At 63.2% G+C, this 17557-nt stretch carries 17 protein-coding genes; 10 read left to right on the forward strand and 7 right to left on the reverse strand.

Features of this window, described 5'->3' with window-relative positions; genetic code table 11:
* Positions 1 to 62: 62 nt before the first annotated feature.
* Positions 63 to 404 carry a TraR/DksA family transcriptional regulator gene (locus tag HUS66_RS06135; protein ID WP_175070062.1) on the reverse strand — a complete coding sequence of 114 codons (342 nt, stop codon included), beginning with the start codon at positions 402 to 404 and terminating at the stop codon, positions 63 to 65.
* 224 nt (positions 405 to 628) lie between these two features.
* On the opposite strand from HUS66_RS06135, the gene HUS66_RS06140 reads away from it, so the two are divergent.
* From HUS66_RS06140 to HUS66_RS06155, 4 genes are all read left to right on the forward strand, one after another.
* Complete coding sequence (locus HUS66_RS06140; protein WP_175070063.1) at positions 629 to 964, forward strand: hypothetical protein; 336 nt, start codon at positions 629 to 631, stop codon at positions 962 to 964.
* A gap of 156 nt (positions 965 to 1120) precedes the next feature.
* Positions 1121 to 1591, forward strand: a complete 471-nt coding sequence (locus HUS66_RS06145; protein WP_175070064.1) for a copper chaperone PCu(A)C — start codon at positions 1121 to 1123, stop codon at positions 1589 to 1591.
* Between the two features lie 21 nt (positions 1592 to 1612).
* Positions 1613 to 2191 carry an SCO family protein gene (locus HUS66_RS06150; RefSeq protein WP_175070065.1) on the forward strand — a complete coding sequence of 193 codons (579 nt, stop codon included), beginning with the start codon at positions 1613 to 1615 and terminating at the stop codon, positions 2189 to 2191.
* A 324-nt stretch (positions 2192 to 2515) separates the two neighbouring features.
* The gene (locus tag HUS66_RS06155; protein WP_175070066.1) at positions 2516 to 3406 is read left to right on the forward strand and encodes a DMT family transporter; all 891 of its coding nucleotides are present in this window, start codon (positions 2516 to 2518) and stop codon (positions 3404 to 3406) included.
* Positions 3407 to 3512: 106 nt separating this feature from the next.
* On the opposite strand, the gene HUS66_RS06160 is transcribed toward HUS66_RS06155, so the two are convergent.
* The 5 genes from HUS66_RS06160 to HUS66_RS06180 form a co-directional block, all read right to left on the reverse strand.
* Entirely contained in the window at positions 3513 to 4286 is a 774-nt protein-coding gene (locus HUS66_RS06160; RefSeq protein WP_175070067.1) for an enoyl-CoA hydratase-related protein, read from the reverse strand.
* 198 nt (positions 4287 to 4484) lie between these two features.
* On the reverse strand, positions 4485 to 5333 hold the full coding sequence (locus tag HUS66_RS06165; RefSeq protein WP_175070068.1) for a 3-hydroxybutyryl-CoA dehydrogenase: 849 nt from the start codon (positions 5331 to 5333) through the stop codon (positions 4485 to 4487).
* A gap of 151 nt (positions 5334 to 5484) precedes the next feature.
* Positions 5485 to 7284, reverse strand: coding sequence for an acyl-CoA dehydrogenase (locus HUS66_RS06170; protein WP_175070069.1), 1800 nt, complete (start codon positions 7282 to 7284; stop codon positions 5485 to 5487).
* A 148-nt stretch (positions 7285 to 7432) separates the two neighbouring features.
* Positions 7433 to 8848 (reverse strand): MFS transporter, encoded by a 1416-nt coding sequence (locus HUS66_RS06175; RefSeq protein ID WP_175070070.1) that lies wholly within the window; start codon positions 8846 to 8848, stop codon positions 7433 to 7435.
* Between the two features lie 257 nt (positions 8849 to 9105).
* Positions 9106 to 9762 carry a class I SAM-dependent methyltransferase gene (locus HUS66_RS06180; protein ID WP_175070071.1) on the reverse strand — a complete coding sequence of 219 codons (657 nt, stop codon included), beginning with the start codon at positions 9760 to 9762 and terminating at the stop codon, positions 9106 to 9108.
* Positions 9763 to 9833: 71 nt separating this feature from the next.
* Between HUS66_RS06180 and HUS66_RS06185 the strand changes: the two genes are divergently transcribed.
* The 6 genes from HUS66_RS06185 to HUS66_RS06210 all read left to right on the forward strand — a co-directional run bounded on the left by HUS66_RS06185 (position 9834) and on the right by HUS66_RS06210 (position 16380).
* The gene (locus HUS66_RS06185; RefSeq protein WP_175070072.1) at positions 9834 to 10214 is read left to right on the forward strand and encodes a VOC family protein; all 381 of its coding nucleotides are present in this window, start codon (positions 9834 to 9836) and stop codon (positions 10212 to 10214) included.
* Between the two features lie 90 nt (positions 10215 to 10304).
* Positions 10305 to 10688 carry a DUF4870 family protein gene (locus tag HUS66_RS06190; protein ID WP_254628714.1) on the forward strand — a complete coding sequence of 128 codons (384 nt, stop codon included), beginning with the start codon at positions 10305 to 10307 and terminating at the stop codon, positions 10686 to 10688.
* Positions 10689 to 10695: 7 nt separating this feature from the next.
* Complete coding sequence (locus HUS66_RS06195) at positions 10696 to 11625, forward strand: lysophospholipid acyltransferase family protein (RefSeq protein ID WP_175070073.1); 930 nt, start codon at positions 10696 to 10698, stop codon at positions 11623 to 11625.
* Positions 11626 to 11639: 14 nt separating this feature from the next.
* A complete protein-coding gene (locus tag HUS66_RS06200) occupies positions 11640 to 11990 on the forward strand; it encodes a DUF4870 family protein (RefSeq protein ID WP_175070074.1) in 351 nt (116 codons plus the stop codon).
* Positions 11991 to 12434: 444 nt separating this feature from the next.
* Positions 12435 to 14426 (forward strand): glucans biosynthesis glucosyltransferase MdoH, encoded by a 1992-nt coding sequence (gene mdoH / locus HUS66_RS06205; protein ID WP_175070075.1) that lies wholly within the window; start codon positions 12435 to 12437, stop codon positions 14424 to 14426.
* Between the two features lie 97 nt (positions 14427 to 14523).
* Positions 14524 to 16380 carry a glucan biosynthesis protein gene (locus tag HUS66_RS06210; RefSeq protein WP_254628715.1) on the forward strand — a complete coding sequence of 619 codons (1857 nt, stop codon included), beginning with the start codon at positions 14524 to 14526 and terminating at the stop codon, positions 16378 to 16380.
* 20 nt (positions 16381 to 16400) lie between these two features.
* Here the strand turns inward: HUS66_RS06210 and HUS66_RS06215 are convergent, their stop codons facing one another.
* Positions 16401 to 17480, reverse strand: a complete 1080-nt coding sequence (locus HUS66_RS06215) for a glycosyltransferase family 4 protein (RefSeq protein WP_254628716.1) — start codon at positions 17478 to 17480, stop codon at positions 16401 to 16403.
* Positions 17481 to 17557: the final 77 nt, after the last annotated feature.

The following is a 17557-nucleotide window of genomic DNA, read 5'->3' on the forward strand; positions in this document are numbered from 1 at the left end:
CGACTACGATCATAGAACGCTATTGAATCATTGGCGCCATGCCGTTGCCCAGCCGCAGCGCGCTATTCGGCGCAGCCGATGCACTTCAGGGTGACGTAGTTCAGCTCCAGCCGCTTGGGCGCGATGTACTCACCACATTCGATGCATTCACCGAAGCAGTCGTCATCGATGCGCGTGAGCGCCAGGTCAATGAAGCGAATCGCCGCCTCACGGCGCCGCTGGGCAGCCTGCGCCATGGCCTGTGTCTGCAACGCATCCATCCGCGTCAGTCGCCCGGTACTGGTCTGGTCAAGCGCCACCGTATTACGGCTATCGGCACTGGCCTCGCTCTCCTCCACCAGCTGCTGGCGCTGTTCCAGCAAGCGACGCCGCACGTCGTCCATGTCGAGCTCGGGATGATTCATTAACGCCTCCTGGTGATGGCCTCGGGCTTCGGGCTTCGGGCTTCGGGCTTCGGGCTTCGGGCTTCGGGCTTCGGGCTTCGGGCTTCGGGCTTCGGGCTTCTAGAGGTAACGCTCCACGCGACCCTCGCTGGCCGGGGCCTGTCATCGCCGAGCGCCTGGTAGGACAATCCGCCGCATAGCGGATCGCTTGCCCGGCATACTGGATTCTCCATAAAATGCTCCACATGACTATTTCACGCCCGTTTTTACTCATGATCATCGTCCCTGTGATCGGCATCATTGCCCTCGCGGCATTGATCTTTGGCGGCCAAGCCATATCCGACGACAGCGTGGATGGCGAAATCCAGCAGGCGCTGGCCACCTCTCTCGACACCTCCAGCGCGATCGAGCTGCAGAACCTGCAAGAGGTGCAGTACGGCTATGGCATCTGCGGCGCCTACAAGACGGCAGACGGCAACGGCTTTTCTTCCTTTTTCTACGATACCAACCGTAAGCGCCTCACGCTGGACGTGAACTCGCGCGAATACACTTCGAACTGTGGCCTGTCGGCTATCTGCTGATCAAGAAGCGAATACCCGGCTTCACGAGATGCACGGCCTGTCTTTTCCGGCCTGTCGGCCCGTCCAGTGGTCGATCAGGCCTGGATCGGGAAGCCCTCCTGAAACGCCGAATCATCATGGCACGGCGTTGACACCACCCGAGCGGAGAACACCCTGATGGTGAACAAGCTGAGAATCGGTGCGATGACGCGGGCACGTGGCAAGTGGGCCTGCGGGCTATTGGCACTCCTGCTGACTGGCGGCATGGCACAGGCACAAGATCTTTCCCTCAAGGATGCTCGGCTCAGCCTTCTGCCGGGCGATATGCCAGGTGCTGGCTACTTCAGCCTGCATAACGACAGCCCTGAAAACGTCACGCTGGTGGGGGCTCAGAGCGATGCCTTCAAGAATACCGAGATTCACATGAGCATGGAAAAGGACGGGATGGCCAGCATGCACGCCGTGCCGGAAATCGATATTGCCGCCGGGGAACGCTTCGAATTTGCGCCGAAAGGCTATCACCTCATGTTCATGCACCGCGTCGCCCCCCTGGAAGTGGGTGACGATATCGAGGTGGTGCTACGCTTCGCCGATGGCCAGCAGTTGCCTGCCATCTTTGAGGTCGTTTCCCCCGCGGCCATGCACTGACCACCGTCCAGGAGCCTCCCGATGCTCAAATGGCTTTCTCCGATCTTCCTGTCAGTGTTGCTGGCGGGTTGCGAAGACCCGAACTGGCACACCTCGGATATCTCCGACATCATGCCTGAGCTCGATTTGAGCTTGATGAACGAAAACGGTCAGCAGGTCGAAGAAGACGCCTACATCGGCAAGACCACCCTGCTCTATTTCGGCTATACGCACTGTCCGGATGTATGCCCCACCTCCCTGGCGCGGATGACGGCTGCCATCAAGAAGCTCGATGAACCCGCTCGCGACGATATACAGGTGTTGTTCGTTTCCGTGGACCCGGAGCGCGATACTCCAGCGAGACTACGACAGTACACTGACGTGTTCGGGCCACAGTTTATCGGCCTTACCGGCAGCACCGCACAGCTCGATGCGCTGACCAACCGCTACCGTGTCAGCTACGGCTACGGTGAAAAAGACGAAAACGGTAACTATGATGTCTCCCACTCAAGCGGCATCTTCGTCTTCAACGAGCAAGGCGACGCTCGCCTGCTGATGCGCAACAGTGATCCGATCCCTTCGATGGTCAGCGACCTCCAGCGCCTGATGGAGCGAGGCTAAAGGGTTCAAAAATGCGTCACCAGGAGTGAGAAAGCGACGCCAGGGATAATTAGGCATCAAGGCGATGTAGGGTCTCTCGTTGCGTTGCTCTAGGCCGCCTTTAGCTTGGCACGCATGATCACGACCAGACCCTGCATGGATTCCACAACAAAAAAAAGGCAGAAGCGTCGCCGCTGCTGCCGGATAGTCGAATTTTGTCCACCACGTTTTACATTAGGTCATTCTGCGCTCCACCGCCAGCATCGCTTGGGCCGAGACGGACTTCCGTTAGCCGCCTAGCGGTCGTAACCTGCGGTCTCTCCCCTGCCGACACAAGGATGCTGGATGTCACCCGCCGATACGCTTCGCCTGGTCCTGCTCTCTAGCCTATGGGGCATGTCGTTCATCTTCATGCGGGTCGCAGTGCCGGAATTCGGTCCGGTGCCATTGATTCTGGTGCGCATGGGCGTGGGGGCTCTACTGTTGGTGCCGCTGCTGCTGGGGGTGGGCTACCTGAAGCTGGTGTGGGACAACAAGGGCCGCTTGCTATTGCTGGGCCTTGTGAATCATGTATTGCCGTTCTGCCTGCTGGCCCTGGCCACGACTCGGCTGGAGGCCGGCTTCACCTCATTGATCAACGCCACCACGCCGATCTTCACCGCCCTGCTGGGCGCGCTGTTCTTCACCACGCCCGTGCAGCGCCAGCAATACCTCGGCCTGGCCCTAGCCTTGTTCGGTGTTTACGTGCTCTCGGCGAATCGGCTGGATTTCGCCCTGGGCGGCGACGGCTGGTTCATCCTCTCGGCCGTGGGGGCGACCTTCTGCTATGGCATCGCCTCCAACTATTCGAAGACCTATCTGTCACACCTTCCGGTGCGCGTGCTGGCGGCGGGCAGTACCGCCATGTCGGCGCTGATACTGCTGGTGCCCGGGCTGCTGCTGTGGCCAACGGAGCCGATCAGCGCCGTGGCCTGGGGCAACGGCCTGGCACTGGCAGCCTTCAGCACCACGTTGGCCTTCCTGTTGTATTTCGGCCTGCTATCGAGTGCCGGGGCCACCGCGACGTCGACCGTCACCTTCCTGGTGCCGGTCAGTGCGCTGCTATGGGGCTATCTGTTGCTGAACGAGGTACTCAGCCTGCAAATACTGGTCGGCATGGCGATCACGCTGATCGGCACCGCCATTGCGACACGAATGCTCCGCTGGAAGCGTCCCGCTATCCCGCAAAAGCCGTGATCGACAACGACCTGGCATAGCCTGGCAAGCATAAATGCTCAGAACATGAAAAAACGGCCGTGGTGGTATCACCAGGGCCGTTAACGGTTGCAGAGAGGCCTGCTGACTAGAAACTTGGCTTGCGCTTCTCGAGGAAGGCCGTCATGCCTTCGCTCTGCTCGCTACCGGCAAAGCCCAGCGCAAACAGGCTGGTTTCCAGTGCCAGGGCGCTGTCGAGATCCTGGTCCATGCCGTCATGCACGGCCTGCTTGGCGCTGCGCACGGCCTGCGGGCCGTTACCGGCGAGCTGCTTGGCGAGTGTTTGGGCGTATTGATCGAGCTCGGCCTGGGGCATCACCTGGTTGACCAGGCCGATGCGCAGGGCTTCCTCGGCATCGATCTTGCGCCCGGTGGTCACCAGATCCAGTGCCATGGCAGGGCCGACCCGGCGCGGCAGGCGCTGGGTGCCACCGAAGCCGGGAATCACGCCGAGCAACACTTCGGGTTGGCCGAACACAGCGTTGTCGCTGGCCACCGCCCAGTCACAGGCCAGCGCCAGCTCGCAGCCGCCGCCCAGGCAGAAGCCGTTGACCAGTGCGACCACCGGCACCGGCAGACGCTCCAGTCGCTTGATGGTGGTCAGCGCCTGGCTGGCAAAGGCACGAGCTTCGTCAGGGGTCTTGTCACGCATCTCGCCTATATCGGCACCGGCCACAAAGGCCTTCTCACCCTCGCCGGTAATCAGTACCGCGCGCAGATCATCGCGAGCTTCCAGGTCATCGAGAATGCTGGCAAGCTCACTGAGCAACGCCGAATTGAGGGCATTGAGGGCCTTGGGGCGGTTCATGGTCAGGCGAGCAATACCGGCGTCGATGGTCAGATGGATCGGTGCGTCGTTCATGATGACTCCTGTGTGCTAGGGCTCGCCCCCGGACACCGAGGGCCGATGCTTGCCAACCTAGCAAGCGCTCGGTTGGCAAACGATTCCACCTTTGTCTTGATCAGTTTTTGAACAAGCCTTGAACAAGCGAAAAACCGGAAACTGAAGACCACACGCTATGCCGACCTCAGGGGCCGGCAAACGGGCATCAGTAGCATCCTAGTCGTAGACGTGGAAACCGCGACCGCTCTTGCGGCCCAGGTAACCCGCGGCCACCATCCGCTTGAGCAACGGGCAGGGGCGATACTTGGGATCGCCAAAGCCCTCCTGCAGTACCTCCATGATGGCCAGGCATACATCCAGCCCGATCAAGTCGGCGAGTTTCAGCGGGCCCATGGGATGCGCAGCACCGAGCTGCATGGCCTCGTCGATGGCCTCTGGGCTGGCAGCGCCCTCCTGCACCAGGAAGGCGGCCTCGTTGATCATTGGCACCAGCAGGCGATTGACCGCAAACCCCGGCGAGTCGGCGATGGCCACCGGCGTCTTGCCTAGCGCCTCGGTCAACTGCTCGATCCTGGCGACGGTAGCGTCACTGGTCTGCTCGGCGCGAATCACCTCGACCAGTCCCAATACCGGCACCGGGTTGAAGAAGTGCATCCCCACTACCCGCTCCGGACGCTCGCAGACCGCCGCGAGACGCGTAAGCGACAGCGAGGAGGTGTTCGAGGCGAGAATCGCCTCATGGTTCACATGGCTCAGTTCGCTGAAAAGCGTTTCCTTTAGCGCCGGGTCTTCCGGGGCAGCTTCGATGATGACTTCGCGATCACGCAGACTGTCGAGACTGGTGGTCAGGGTGAGGCGTTCGAGCGCCGACTGGCGGTCATCGGCGCTTAGCTTGTCCTTGTCGACCAGCCGGGCCAGGCCTTTGCCGATCTTCTCCTTGGCATTTGCCAGGGCATCATCGCTGACATCGTAAAGCGCAACCTGATGGTGACTGGTGATCAGCACCTGGGCGATGCCCTGGCCCATGGTGCCGGCGCCGACGACGCCAATGCGGGAAATGCTCATATCGAGAGTCTCCGGATATCGCCCCGCGGGCAGCAATCGCTAGCCGCAGGGCCGACGAGAACGAGAAGCCGGGCGATGCGTCTCACGTCGCCCAGTCTCGTCTAGCCTACCTTGCTCGAGAAAATGCTGCAGTGCCAAATATTGCAGATGCTCAGTGATCGATTCCTACCGCCGCCAGGCTCTCGAGCCACGCCTCGATCACCGCACGATTGGCCTGCCCCACCGGTAACCATTGGCGCAGGGCGAAGTCGGCACTCGCCAACTTGCCACGATAGAAGGCCTGATCATCAGTCCCCTCAGCGAGCGCGGCCTCAGCGACCAGTGCCGCGCGTCCCATCTGCCAGGCGCACAGCACATGTCCCGCCAGCTGCAGGAAGGGGGTCGCAAAGGCCTGAACGGCATCCGCGCCCTGAGCCGGATCACGACCGGCGGCCAACACGACTGACATGGCGGCTCGCAGGTCATCGGCGCCGGCGCTGAGTGCGGCGCCCTGGGCGCTGAGCGCCAGCTTGTCGGCGAGCTGACCGGCGGTGGCGTCGACCTCATCGAGCAGAGCGGTAAGCGCGGCCCCCTCGTCCCGGGCAAGCTTGCGTCCAGCGAGATCCAGCGCCTGAATGCCGTTGGTGCCCTCATAGATCGGTGCGATGCGGGCGTCGCGCCATAGCTGGGCGGCACCGGTCTCTTCCACATAGCCCATGCCGCCATGCACCTGTATTCCCAGCGAGGCGATCTCCACGGCTTGGTCAGTAGAGAATGCCTTGACTACCGGGATCAACACATCGACACGCGCCTGAGCGGCGTCGCGAGTCGCTGCATCGCCGTGATGGCGGGCAATATCCATCTGCGCTGCACAATACAGCGCCAGGGCGCGCAGGGCGTCGGTGCGCGAGCGCATCGACAGCAGCATCCGGCGCACGTCGAAGTGATCGATGATCGCGGCCGGCTGACCGCCACGCGACCCCGGCGCTCGGCCCTGACTGCGCTCGGCGGCATAGGCAAAGGCCTGTTGGGTGGCGCGCTCGGCAACGCCGATGCCCTGGATGCCGACCTTGTGGCGTGCCTCGTTCATCATCGTGAACATGTGGTTCAGCCCGCGACCGGCCTCACCGACCAGATAGCCAATAGCTCCCTCGCCTTCGCCGAAACTCAGGGTGCAGGTGGGCGAGCCGTGAATGCCCAGCTTGTGCTCGATGGAGGCACAGGTGACGTCGTTGCGGGCTCCCAGCGCACCCTTGTCATCGACCAGGAACTTGGGTACCAAGAACAGGGAGATGCCCTTGTTGCCCTCGGGGGCATCCGGAGTGCGCGCCAGCACCAGATGGACGATGTTCTCGGCCGCCTCGTGCTCGCCCCAGGTGATGTAGATCTTCTGGCCGTGCAGGCGATAGTGATCGCCGTCGGCAGAGGGGATGGCCCTGGTGCGGACCCGGGACAGGTCCGATCCGGCTTGGGGCTCGGTGAGGTTCATGGTGCCGGTCCAGCCCCCCTCGACCAGCTTCGGCAGGTAGCGCGCCTTGAGCGCCTCGCTGCCGTGATGCGATAGCGCCTCGATGGCGCCGGCTGTGAGCATCGGACACAGCCCCAGCGCCATATTGGCACCGTGCAGCATTTCCTGCACCGCACTGGCCGCCACCTCGGGCAGCCCTTGACCACCCAGGGCCTCGGCGACGCCGATGCCGTTCCATCCGCCCTCGGCATAGGCCTGATAGGCCTCGATGAAGCCATCGGGTACCGTCACGCTGCCATCCGGCTGGCGACGGCAGCCCTGGCGATCACCGGGCAGGTTGAGCGGCGCCCAGACTTCACCGGCCAGCCGAGCTGCCTCGTCAAGCACGGCATCGAGCAGCTCGGGGCTAGTGTCCTCGAAGCCGGGCAGATCGAGAGAGGTGTGCTCGAGGAGTTCCTCGAGCACGAAACGGGTGTCGCGCAGCGGAGCGTGATAGGGCGTCATCGCGGGCATCTCTTGAGAAAAGGTTAACCGCGATAGTAGGTTGGCGACCGGGACCTAAACCATTAGGCGAAAGCCGCAGCGACTGTCGCTGACCTGCTGTCGTTGGCCTCCTGTCGCTTTCCTTCATCGCCGACCTCAGTCGTTGATCTCAATGCGAGCTCGAGGCGGTATCACTGCGGAGCGGCCCGGCCTCAACGGACGCACCTTGCGGGTCAGCATCGTCATAGTAGGCGATATGCGCCTCATCGGCTGGCGGCGGCCCGACGATAGGCTCGGCGACGGCGACATCGGGCACCGCCAAGGAAAGGTCCTCGAGGTATTCGTGCTCGACGGCTCCCTGCACCTGCTCGTCGGTGACGCCAAGCTCAGCCCCTGCCAGGGTCTGAGTCTGGGTGGGCACGAAGGGCGCCATGGGCAGCGGCGCCGGGCGGACGCTGCGTCGCCAGACGAAGAAGCCGACCAGGCCAAGCCCCACGGCGCCCATCGACCAGAAAAGACCACCGTCGCCGAACGCGGCCATCACCGGAGTGATCAGCGGCGGGCTGACCGTGGAACCTAACGCATTGATCAGCAGCAAGCCCTGGCTCATGCGCACCAGGGCACCGGCCGGAGCCCGGTCGGCGGCATGGCTAACCGCGACCGGGTACAGTGAAAAGACGCCACCGCCAAGCAGGAATAGCAGTCCCCCCATCAGCCACGACTCTCCCGGCACCAGCAGCAGCGCCATCGACAGCCCCGCCGTACTGGAGCCGATGATGATCAGCACCAGCTGACGGTCGTGCTTGTCCGACCAGCGCCCGATCGGATATTGCAGCAGCATGGCCCCGAGCACCACCACCGCCATCATCTGGCCGATCTGCGCGACCTCCAAGCCGCTGCGCTGCAGGTAGAGCGGCAGCAGGCTATAAATCGCTGCCACGACCAGTCCCGAGCCGAAACAGCCCATCACCCCGGTGGGCGTCAGCGTGATCAACCGCAGCGGCGACAGCGGCTCGGCATGCTCGATCAGCGGCGAGACCCGCGGGATCATCGCCATCGGTAGCACCGACAGCGAGGCCAGCATGCCCACCACCATGAAGGGCGCAGCATCGCTCATGGCGTTGGTGGCGCCGAGCAGCAGTTGGCCAATCACGCCGGCGGCGTAAAGAGAGATCATGTACATCGCCAGCAGGCGACCGCGCACCTTGGTATCGGCGCTGGCCAGCAGCCAGCTCTCGATGACCAGATAGACGCCCACCGTTGCCCAGCCGCCAATCAGTCGCAGTACGAACCAACTGACAGGATCGAGCCACAGGCCCTGCAAAAGCACCGTGACCGCAACCAGCGAGGCAAAACAGCCATAGGCGCGAATGTGCCCAATGCGCAGCAGCAGGCGGTCATTGAACAGCGCCCCCAGCGCCAGGCCGATGAAGTAGGCCGACGACACCCAGCCGATCACCACGGCGGACTCACCCGCCGCATCCAGCCGCAGAGTGATCAGGGAGGCCAGGAAGCCATTGCCGATGCAGAGAATGAAGAGCCCCAGCAGGGGTGCCAAGGCCAAGGAAAGCAATTGCCGGGACATGATATGCCTCGCATCGACGAGAGGAAAACACCGCCACTCCGGGCGAGTGAGTTGCGATAATCATCTTGCCGGCAGGGAAGGTTACGCCGCCTCGTCATCAGGCTAGAAGCCGCCCACCAACGGCGCAATACGGGCAATCGCGCGGCGAATATACGCTTGGACCGGCTCGTCGCCAAGCGCTATTTACGCCGTCGCTCATGTATGACCATGGCACCGGGAACACAGGCTGAATCAGCCCGTATCATTCGTGCGTCTCATCAATATGTCTTTGTGGGGCGTCTTAGAAGAACGACATCGTGGTCGGGAAAGCTCACCTCCATGGTGAGTCGCTCGGCCAACCAGTAAAAGCTCGCTTCGCTGAAAAAGCAGACATGAGTAGGATCGAGGATATAGTGCCAACCGGCGAAGGCCTCGCGGCTGGTGACCCGCTTGGTCATCAGCCCCAGCCAACCGCCGGGCCGCAGCAATTTGGCCAGGCCAATCAGCTCGTTACCGGGGGCCGCCATGTGTTCGACCACCTCGGTGGCGGTGATGAAATCGTAGCCCCGTGACAGCGGTGCCGTGTCGGTCGCGTAGTAGGGGTCGAAGATGGCCATCGGGTGGCCCGCTTCCTCGAACATGACCGAGAGCGTCGGCCCGGGGCCACTGCCAACATCGAGCCCCTCTGCGCCGGGCGCCAGCCGCGCAAGCAGGGGCGCCTGCAGCCGCGACAGGAAGCGCCGGTAGCCGGCGTCCTGTGGCGAGTTCCGGTGCTGGTCGTAAACCGCGCGCTCGGCAGCGGCATCCAGGTGCTGATGCGGCGGCACGAAGACCAAGGTGCAGACCTGACACTGCAGGTAATCACGCCGCGCATCCCGATGGTAGGCTACCGCTCCGGGCGCGTCGCACAGCGGGCAGGACAGGGGCTGGGTCATCGTCGTATGCTCATGGAAATATTCGCCGCCAAGCCTACCCTGTTCGATCCGGCGGCCCAAGGAGGAACCCCATGCTGTCAGCTCTGGATCATCTGGTGATGTATGTCGATGACCTGCCAGGAGCCGTGGACTTCTACAGCCGCGTCCTGGACATGGACGCCAAGGAGCAGGATGCCGGCCATGCCGACCTGCACTTCGGTAACCTGACACTGCGCCTGCAGCGCACCGACAGCGCCGCCGAGCCCAAGGCAACCAGGCCCGCCACCGGGGGCATGGAGCTGTCTTTCGCCAGCCGCCTGCCGCTCGACGAGGTCGAGCGGCACCTGACCGCCCTTTCCGTCCCGGTAGAACTCGGTCCTGTGGCCCGGGCTGGCGGCAAAGGGCCGGTGGAGTCGCTCTATCTGCGCGACCCGGAAGGCAACCTGCTGGAGATCACCCGCCCGCGGCGGTGATGGCAACACCTGCCAGGGCAGGTATCATGTTGCCCAGGCTCGCTTTTTACATCTAGTTCCACTCCGACCGTTTCGTTCAAGGACGATGTCATGCCCCAGACGCCCGCACCCGAGACGCCTCCTTCCGAGATGCCTCCCTCTCCTCAACAGGCGGACACCACCATGGCCATGGTGGTCTACGGCCTCTTCCTGGCGGGGATGGTGATCGGCTTTACGCCGCTGATTGGGGTGGTCATCGCCTATGTCTACCGCGGCAAGGGACCTGACTGGCTCGAGGCACACTATCGCTACCAGATTCGCACCTTCTGGATCGGCCTGCTGTACGGCCTAATTGCCACGCTTCTGACGCTGGTGGTGATTGGCGTCCCGCTTTTGATCGCGTTGGCGGTATGGATGATCATCCGTTGCGTCAAGGGCTTCAAAGGCCTGCAGGAACAACGCCCACCCGCCAATATCACCACCTGGCTGGTCTGAATTGCCGATGAGTGAAGACATTTCCCGCCGCGACCGCCTCCAGGCCTCCGCCATCACTGCCCTGTGGCGCAGCCTGGCCGGACGACGGCTGAGCAGCCTCTGGCGGCTATCGAGGGTCGCGGGACCGCTAGTGCATCGCTTCAGCAAGCGCGAGCGCCAGATCACCGAGACCAACCTGGCGATCGTCTATCCCCAGGCCAGCGAGGCCGAGCGCCGCCGGCTGGCGAGGGAGAGCCTGACGCATTCCACCGCCACCATGCTCGAACTGGGCTTTGCCTGGATGGATGACCCGGAGCGAGTCGAGACGTCGATCGTCGAAGTCCATGGCCGCGAGTTGCTCGATGAGGCCCGGGCAGAGGGGCGCGGCGTCATCGTGCTGGCGCCCCATTTCGGCAACTGGGAAGTGCTGAATTTCTGGTTGTCTGGCCATTTTCCGTTCACCGCCATGTACGAGCCGCCCAAGATCGCTCCACTGGATCCAGTCATTCGTCATGGCCGGGAACGACGCGGCGCCCAACTGGTGCCGACCAACCCGCGCGGCGTGGCAGCGCTGCTCAAGGCGCTAAAGCGTTGCGAAGCCGTCGGCATCCTGCCGGACCAGGAGCCTGACTGGGGCAGTGGCGTCTTCGCTCCCTTTTATGACCGCCCCGCCTACACCGCCACCCTGCTGCCGAAACTGGTGGCCCGCACCCAGGCCCGGGTGGTCACCGGGGTCGCCAGGCGTCTACCCGGGCGGGGCTTCGCGCTGCACTTCCTGGCCGCCGATGAACGAGTCTTCGATAGCGACGAAACCGCCTCGGCCAGCGGCGTGAACGCAAGCGTAGAGGCCGCCATCGCTCTGGACCCGGCCCAGTACCAGTGGGAATACAAGCGTTACCGCAAGACGCCCGAGGAAGCCGCCGGCGCCCCGGACTTCCGCCGTGCGCGCATCTACTGACGCCGAGAGAGCTCATGACTCAGACCTATCTGCCCGAGCAGGACACCCGTGTCACGCAAATTATCTATGTACTCTATCTGGCGGGGCTGATCACCGGCAGCGTGACCACCCTGATCGGCGCCATCATGGCCTATGTCTACCGCAGCGATGCTTCACCCTGGCTGCGTGAACACTATCGCTACCTGATCCGCACCTTTTGGATCGGCACTCTCTACGGCTGCATCGCCTTCTTGCTCGGCGTCATCGGTATTGGCTTTTTGATCATGCCGCTGCTGGGACTGTGGCTTATCGTGCGCTGCGTGATCGGCCTCAAGGCCGTGCGCGCCGACCAGGCACCGGCCAAACCCAGCACCTGGTTATGGTAAGAAAACCGGAGTAAACGTGCAGAAAAACGGCAAGCGCCTAAGACTCCTCCCGCATAGGGAACATGCGACCTCGGATCCCATCTAATATATAAATAGCCATACATAAAGACGCTTCTAGACCGAGCCTGATATATCCATCATCTGGGCAGTAAAAGAATAGCGAACGTAATGCCAAAGCTCGCCCCGATGCTGAATCAACTCTCCTCCCCGGAATGCGCAGGGACTGCCGGCGGGGGCCAATGGAGAACAACGGAAAGTGATGATGACACCACATCACCCGCTGTGCGGCGCAGGTACGCCCCGGACAGCAGGTACCCCGACACCTCGTCTTTCGACTCGCCGGGCGCTTCTGTGCGCGCCTAGACCATGGGGCGGTCGGCCCAATCCATCGGCCGACAAGCCCTCAGGTTCTAATCGTCTGTTGCGCTACAGCGTGGTAAGCCGATGAATGCTATCGACGAACCTCGCAGCGCCCCGACACACCCCACTTCTTCTGCCCAAGCCGAGCTTCTTCAGTTCAGGCCCCCTTGGCGGCGTAGCCGGCGTGCCCTCTTTGCCGGACTGTTCGCCGGCACCGCGGCGCTGGGCATCTGGGCAATGTTTCAGATCCTCTATGTCGGCGGCATCACACCCCTGGAGCTGGTCATCCTGGGGCTGTTTGCGCTGACCTTCAGCTGGATCATCATGGCTTTCTGGAGCGCCGTGATCGGCTTCGTGCTGACGCTGTGCCGCCGCGACCCGGTGACGCTGGCCCGCCTGCAGCCAGCGCGACCGCCCAGCGATGCGCAATCGAGAACCGCACTGGTGATGCCGATTCACAATGAAAACATCGGCGGGGTCATCAGCGGGCTGGAGGCGACCTGCCGCGACCTGCCTGCCGACACGCCCAAGCGCCAGCTGGAAGTCTTTGTCTTGAGTGACAGTACCGACGATGCCATTGTCGAGCAGGAGCATCTTGCGATCGGCGCCTTGCAGCGTCGCCTGAACGGCGCCTGCCAGTTGCACTACCGGCACCGGGACAGCAACAGCGGCCGCAAGGCCGGCAACCTCGGCGAATTCTGTCGCCGCTGGGGAAAACGCTACGATTTCATGCTGGTGCTGGATGCCGACAGTGTGATGAGTGGTCGCACAGTGTCGTCCCTCATCGATGCCATGGAGGCCAACCCGCGGCTTGGCCTGCTTCAGACGGTGCCCATTCCTGTTCACCAGCAAAGTCTGTTCGGTCGAGCCAACCAGTTTGCCGCCTCGCTCTATTCGCCGATGCTCGCCGCTGGCCTGAGCTTCTGGCATGCCGACGCCGCCAACTACTTCGGCCACAACGCCATCATGCGCACGGAAGCCTTTATGGCCCACTGCGGCCTACCGCAGTTGCCCGGATCGCCGCCGCTGGGAGGCGACATCCTCAGCCATGACTTCGTCGAAGCGGCGCTGATGCGGCGGGGTGGCTGGCAGGTACAGATGCAGACCGATCTGGACGGCAGCTTCGAGGAAATGCCTAGTCATATCCTCGACTATGCCAAACGGGACCGGCGCTGGGTACAGGGCAATCTTCAGCACCTGCGCCTGCTGGGCGGCCATGGCCTGCATCCGCTCAGCCGGCTGCACTTTCTGTTCGGAGCCTTTGCCTACATCTCCTCGCTGGTCTGGCTGTCGATCCTGGTGATCAGCACCGCCGATGCCCTGATCCGCGCCATCGCCGAGCCCAATTTCTTCACCTCCAACGCCCAGTTGTTTCCCGACTGGCCGATTGCGCCACCGCCCCTGATCATGCCGCTGCTCGGCGGCACCCTGGCCATGCTGCTGATGCCCAAGATGTTGGGCATGTGTATCGCGATGATCCGCCGCCCCCGCGCCTTCGGCGGTCGCGGGCGGCTGGCCATCAGCGTGCTGCTCGAAAGCCTGTTCGCGATGCTGATCGCCCCGCTGATGATGGTGTTCCACAGCCTGTTCGTGATCAACGTCCTGAGCGGGCGCACCGTGGCCTGGGACCCGCAATCTCGGGAAGGGCGCGCCGTGGCGTGGCGCGAAGCGTGGCGACATACCTGGCAGGCCAGTCTGGTCGGGCTTGCCTGGGCCGGCGTCACCTGGTGGTACACCCCGGTATTCTTCTGGTGGCTGACCCCGGTATGGCTGGGCCTGATGCTGGCCGCGCCGCTGATCCGGCTCAGCAGTAGCCTCACGCTTGGACGCTACCTTCGCCGGGCCGGCTTGCTGCTGGTACCCAGCGAGACCTGCCCACCCGCCGTGCTACGCGCGCAACTCTCTTCTGAAGGGCTCTCTTCTGAAGGACTCTCTTCTGAAGAACTTTCCTCTGCAGAGCTTTCCCCTGCAGAAGTGGCAGATGGCGGGCGGCCCTGGCCGCCTCCCCAGGAGCAGCCCGGCGATATGCCGGAACAGACCTTCGGCGCCGATGCCGCCTCGCAAGGCATGTCGTAGTACATCGCCGGCAAAGGCTAAGCCTCTGCCAATCGCAGACAAGGTGCTGCACAGCGCACCTCGTTGTCGTTTTCCCCCAACCGCTTGGAGCCACGGAATGCTGATACAGCGCGGGATGTCAGAGCGAGCCAGCCATGCTCGACAGGATCAGGCAGGGCGTTTTGCAACGCCCCTTTCGAACACCACCCGACTCTGGACGGGGCTCAGCTGTTTGGCGCTTGGGCTCGGCATGGCGCCTACGGCCTGGGCTGAAGCGCCAACAGCCGATGCTTCGGCGGAGACCCATATCGAAGCGCAAGGCTCTGATGTAAAGCACTCTGGTGTAAAGAACCCTGATGCGCAAAGCCAAGGCGACCAGAACCAGCAATCCCCGCGCCCTGATGCCGCCACCGATGCCAGTGCCAGCCAGCCAGCGCCCAGCGACCAGACCCGCATGGCGTCGCTGGACGCGCTATATGAGGAGGTCACCTCCCAGGCCAAGCAGCTCGCCGATGCCCCCTACGAGACTTCCGACACTGCCTTGCCTGACGCCTTGCAGGACATGGATTACGATCGTTACCGACAGATTCGCTTCCGCCCCGACAAGGCCCTGTGGCGCGACCAGTCGCTCTTCGAGGTGCAGCTCTTCCATACCGGCTTTCTCTATGATCAGCCAGTAAGCCTCAACCTGGTCGAGCCGCGCGACGACAGCGACCAGATTGAGGTGTCGCCGCTGCCCTTCGATCAAGGCTATTTCCGCTATGACGATGCGGCGGCCCCCATCGGCGAGGCACTGGCCAAAGAGTCCAGCGACGACCAGGCCAACAACGATATCGGCTATGCAGGCTTTCGCCTGCATTATCCGCTCAACCGCGGCGACTACCGTGACGAATTCGTCGTCTTCCTCGGCGCGTCCTATTTCCGCCTGGTTGGCCGCGACCAGAGCTACGGCCTATCGGCACGCGGGCTTGCCATCGACACCGCCTCGCCACAGGGCGAGGAATTCCCGGCATTCACGGACTTCTGGCTGGCCAAGCCGGCCCCTGATGCCACCCATATCCAGGTGCTGGCACTGCTCGACAGCCCCTCGGTCAGCGGTGCCTATCGCTTCGACATCACCCCCGGCGAGTCCAGCACCGTCGATGTCGAAGCACGCCTCTTTGCCCGCGAAGACGTGAAGAAGCTCGGCGTGGCCCCGCTGACCAGCATGTTCTGGCACGGCAGTCTGGAGCGCATGCACGACGATGACTACCGGCCCCGTGTCCACGATTCGAACGGCCTGTCCATGCACACCGCCAAGGGGGAGTGGATCTGGCGCCCATTGAGCAATCCAACTCAGCTGCATATTTCCTCGCTGCGCGATGACACGCCCCAAGGCTTCGGCCTGGTGCAACGCCCTCGTGCATTCGACGATTATTTGGATATGGAGGCGCGCTATGACCTGCGCCCCAGCCAATGGGTAACGCCACAGGGCGGTGACTGGGGAGCCGGCGGTGTGGAACTGGTGGAGATTCCCACCGAGAACGAAACCAATGACAATATCATCGCCTACTGGGTGCCCGATGCGCCCTTCGAAGCCGGCGAGTCACGCACCTATCGCTATCGCACCGCGACGTTTGGTGCCTACCCACCGAGTCTCGAGCTTGCCGGCGTCGTCCATACCCGCCAGGGCTGGGGCGGCGTACCGGGCCAGGACGACACTCCGCCCAAGAGTCGCCGTCACTTCATCGTCGACTTTCGCGGTGGCGAGCTTTCGAGCCTGGATGCCAGCCAACCCGTGGAGATGACGCTGAGCACGTCGAGCGGCGAGCTCCTCACCGAGCAGGTGCAGCCGCTGCCCGACGGCAAGACATGGCGGGCGAGTTTCCGCCTCCAGCCCGACGGCGACAAACCAGCCGACATGCGGCTATCGCTGACCCTACGTGGCCAGCCGCTGACGGAAACCTGGAACTATGTCTGGTACCCCCGGCGCTGACAGCGGCCGCGGCGAAACCATTAGCCTTCGCCGAGCGCCGCGGCGAATGCCTTGGCCGCGCTTTGCCAATCCTGCTGCTGGCGCCTGGCTTCCATGGCCCCTCGGCTTAACCGCGCCCGCAGCTCGCCGTCTTCGAGCCAGCGGCGCAAGGCGGATGCCAAAGCCCGGGCATCGCCCGGCTCCACGGCCATACCCGCGCCCTCGGGCAGGGTATGGCGCAATGCGCCGCCGGTGGTGGTGATCACCGGCAGTCCCCGAGCCAGCGCTTCGGTCACCACCATACCGTAGCCTTCGTAGTAGGACGGCAGCACGAAGAGATCCGCCTCTGCGTAGTACGCGGAAAGCGCCTCAGGCGAGCGGGTGCCCAGCAAGTAGACCCGCTCGCCCAGCCCTTTTTCCTCGATCATTGCCTCGATTCGACTCGCATGATCGGGATCCAGCTCCAAGCCGCCGATGCAATCGCACTGCCAGTTGAGATCGGCAAGCCCGGCGAGCGCCTCGATCAACACCTCATACCCTTTACGTGGTGTCAGGCTCGCCACGCAAAGCAACCGTGTCGGTTCGGTACCATCGATGTGACGGTCGACGCTGTTCGCCAGTGGCGACGGCGTGACACCCGGCTCGACCACGTGAACTCGTGACGGCAGAACACCAAAATCGGCCAGCCGTTCGGCGGTGAAGATACTGGTCGCGATGACCCGGTGCATCGACCTTAGCGCCAGCGTCTCGCTGAAGAAAAAGTCTTCCCGCTGACTCTCGCTCAGGCCGGTCTCGTCCGCCAGCGGATGGTGCATCAGGGCGGTGAGCTCGAGCCGATCGGCATGACGCGCTACTATCTCGGGCAGACCCGCCATCACCATGGCATCGAGCACCACCCGAGCGCCCTCGGGCTGTCGTGTCAGGGCGAGCTCAAGACTCTCGTTTGCCTGCTGATCGGGTGTTGGAAAGCGCCCGGCGAGCCCCTCGACCTCGACGTCCCAGTCACGTTCGCGCAGCGCCTCGGCGATACGCGCATCATAGACATAGCTGCCGGTGAGCTGATCAGGATCGCCGGCAACCAGCAGGGTCAAGTCGGGCGTCCGGGAAGTGGCTGACATCATCCGTGACATCCTCATTTTATTGAAAGAATCGTGGTGCAGAATAAGGCGTAATCAAGGCCCGGACTGGCGAGTACATA

This window comes from Onishia taeanensis (genome assembly GCF_013349955.1).
GTDB lineage: Bacteria > Pseudomonadota > Gammaproteobacteria > Pseudomonadales > Halomonadaceae > Onishia > Onishia taeanensis_B.

Coding starts and splice junctions, on each gene's coding strand:
- HUS66_RS06190 (WP_254628714.1), top strand. CDS start 10,305: ATGCCCCAGACGCCCGCACCCGAGACGCCTCCTTCCGAGATGCCTCCC.
- HUS66_RS06215 (WP_254628716.1), bottom strand. CDS start 17,480: ATGATGTCAGCCACTTCCCGGACGCCCGACTTGACCCTGCTGGTTGCC.
- HUS66_RS06195 (WP_175070073.1), top strand. CDS start 10,696: ATGAGTGAAGACATTTCCCGCCGCGACCGCCTCCAGGCCTCCGCCATC.
- HUS66_RS06175 (WP_175070070.1), bottom strand. CDS start 8,848: ATGTCCCGGCAATTGCTTTCCTTGGCCTTGGCACCCCTGCTGGGGCTC.
- HUS66_RS06140 (WP_175070063.1), top strand. CDS start 629: ATGACTATTTCACGCCCGTTTTTACTCATGATCATCGTCCCTGTGATC.
- HUS66_RS06180 (WP_175070071.1), bottom strand. CDS start 9,762: ATGACCCAGCCCCTGTCCTGCCCGCTGTGCGACGCGCCCGGAGCGGTA.
- HUS66_RS06135 (WP_175070062.1), bottom strand. CDS start 404: ATGAATCATCCCGAGCTCGACATGGACGACGTGCGGCGTCGCTTGCTG.
- HUS66_RS06170 (WP_175070069.1), bottom strand. CDS start 7,284: ATGACGCCCTATCACGCTCCGCTGCGCGACACCCGTTTCGTGCTCGAG.
- HUS66_RS06160 (WP_175070067.1), bottom strand. CDS start 4,286: ATGAACGACGCACCGATCCATCTGACCATCGACGCCGGTATTGCTCGC.
- HUS66_RS06155 (WP_175070066.1), top strand. CDS start 2,516: ATGTCACCCGCCGATACGCTTCGCCTGGTCCTGCTCTCTAGCCTATGG.
- HUS66_RS06200 (WP_175070074.1), top strand. CDS start 11,640: ATGACTCAGACCTATCTGCCCGAGCAGGACACCCGTGTCACGCAAATT.
- HUS66_RS06165 (WP_175070068.1), bottom strand. CDS start 5,333: ATGAGCATTTCCCGCATTGGCGTCGTCGGCGCCGGCACCATGGGCCAG.
- HUS66_RS06150 (WP_175070065.1), top strand. CDS start 1,613: ATGCTCAAATGGCTTTCTCCGATCTTCCTGTCAGTGTTGCTGGCGGGT.
- HUS66_RS06185 (WP_175070072.1), top strand. CDS start 9,834: ATGCTGTCAGCTCTGGATCATCTGGTGATGTATGTCGATGACCTGCCA.
- HUS66_RS06210 (WP_254628715.1), top strand. CDS start 14,524: ATGCTGATACAGCGCGGGATGTCAGAGCGAGCCAGCCATGCTCGACAG.
- mdoH (WP_175070075.1), top strand. CDS start 12,435: ATGAATGCTATCGACGAACCTCGCAGCGCCCCGACACACCCCACTTCT.
- HUS66_RS06145 (WP_175070064.1), top strand. CDS start 1,121: ATGGTGAACAAGCTGAGAATCGGTGCGATGACGCGGGCACGTGGCAAG.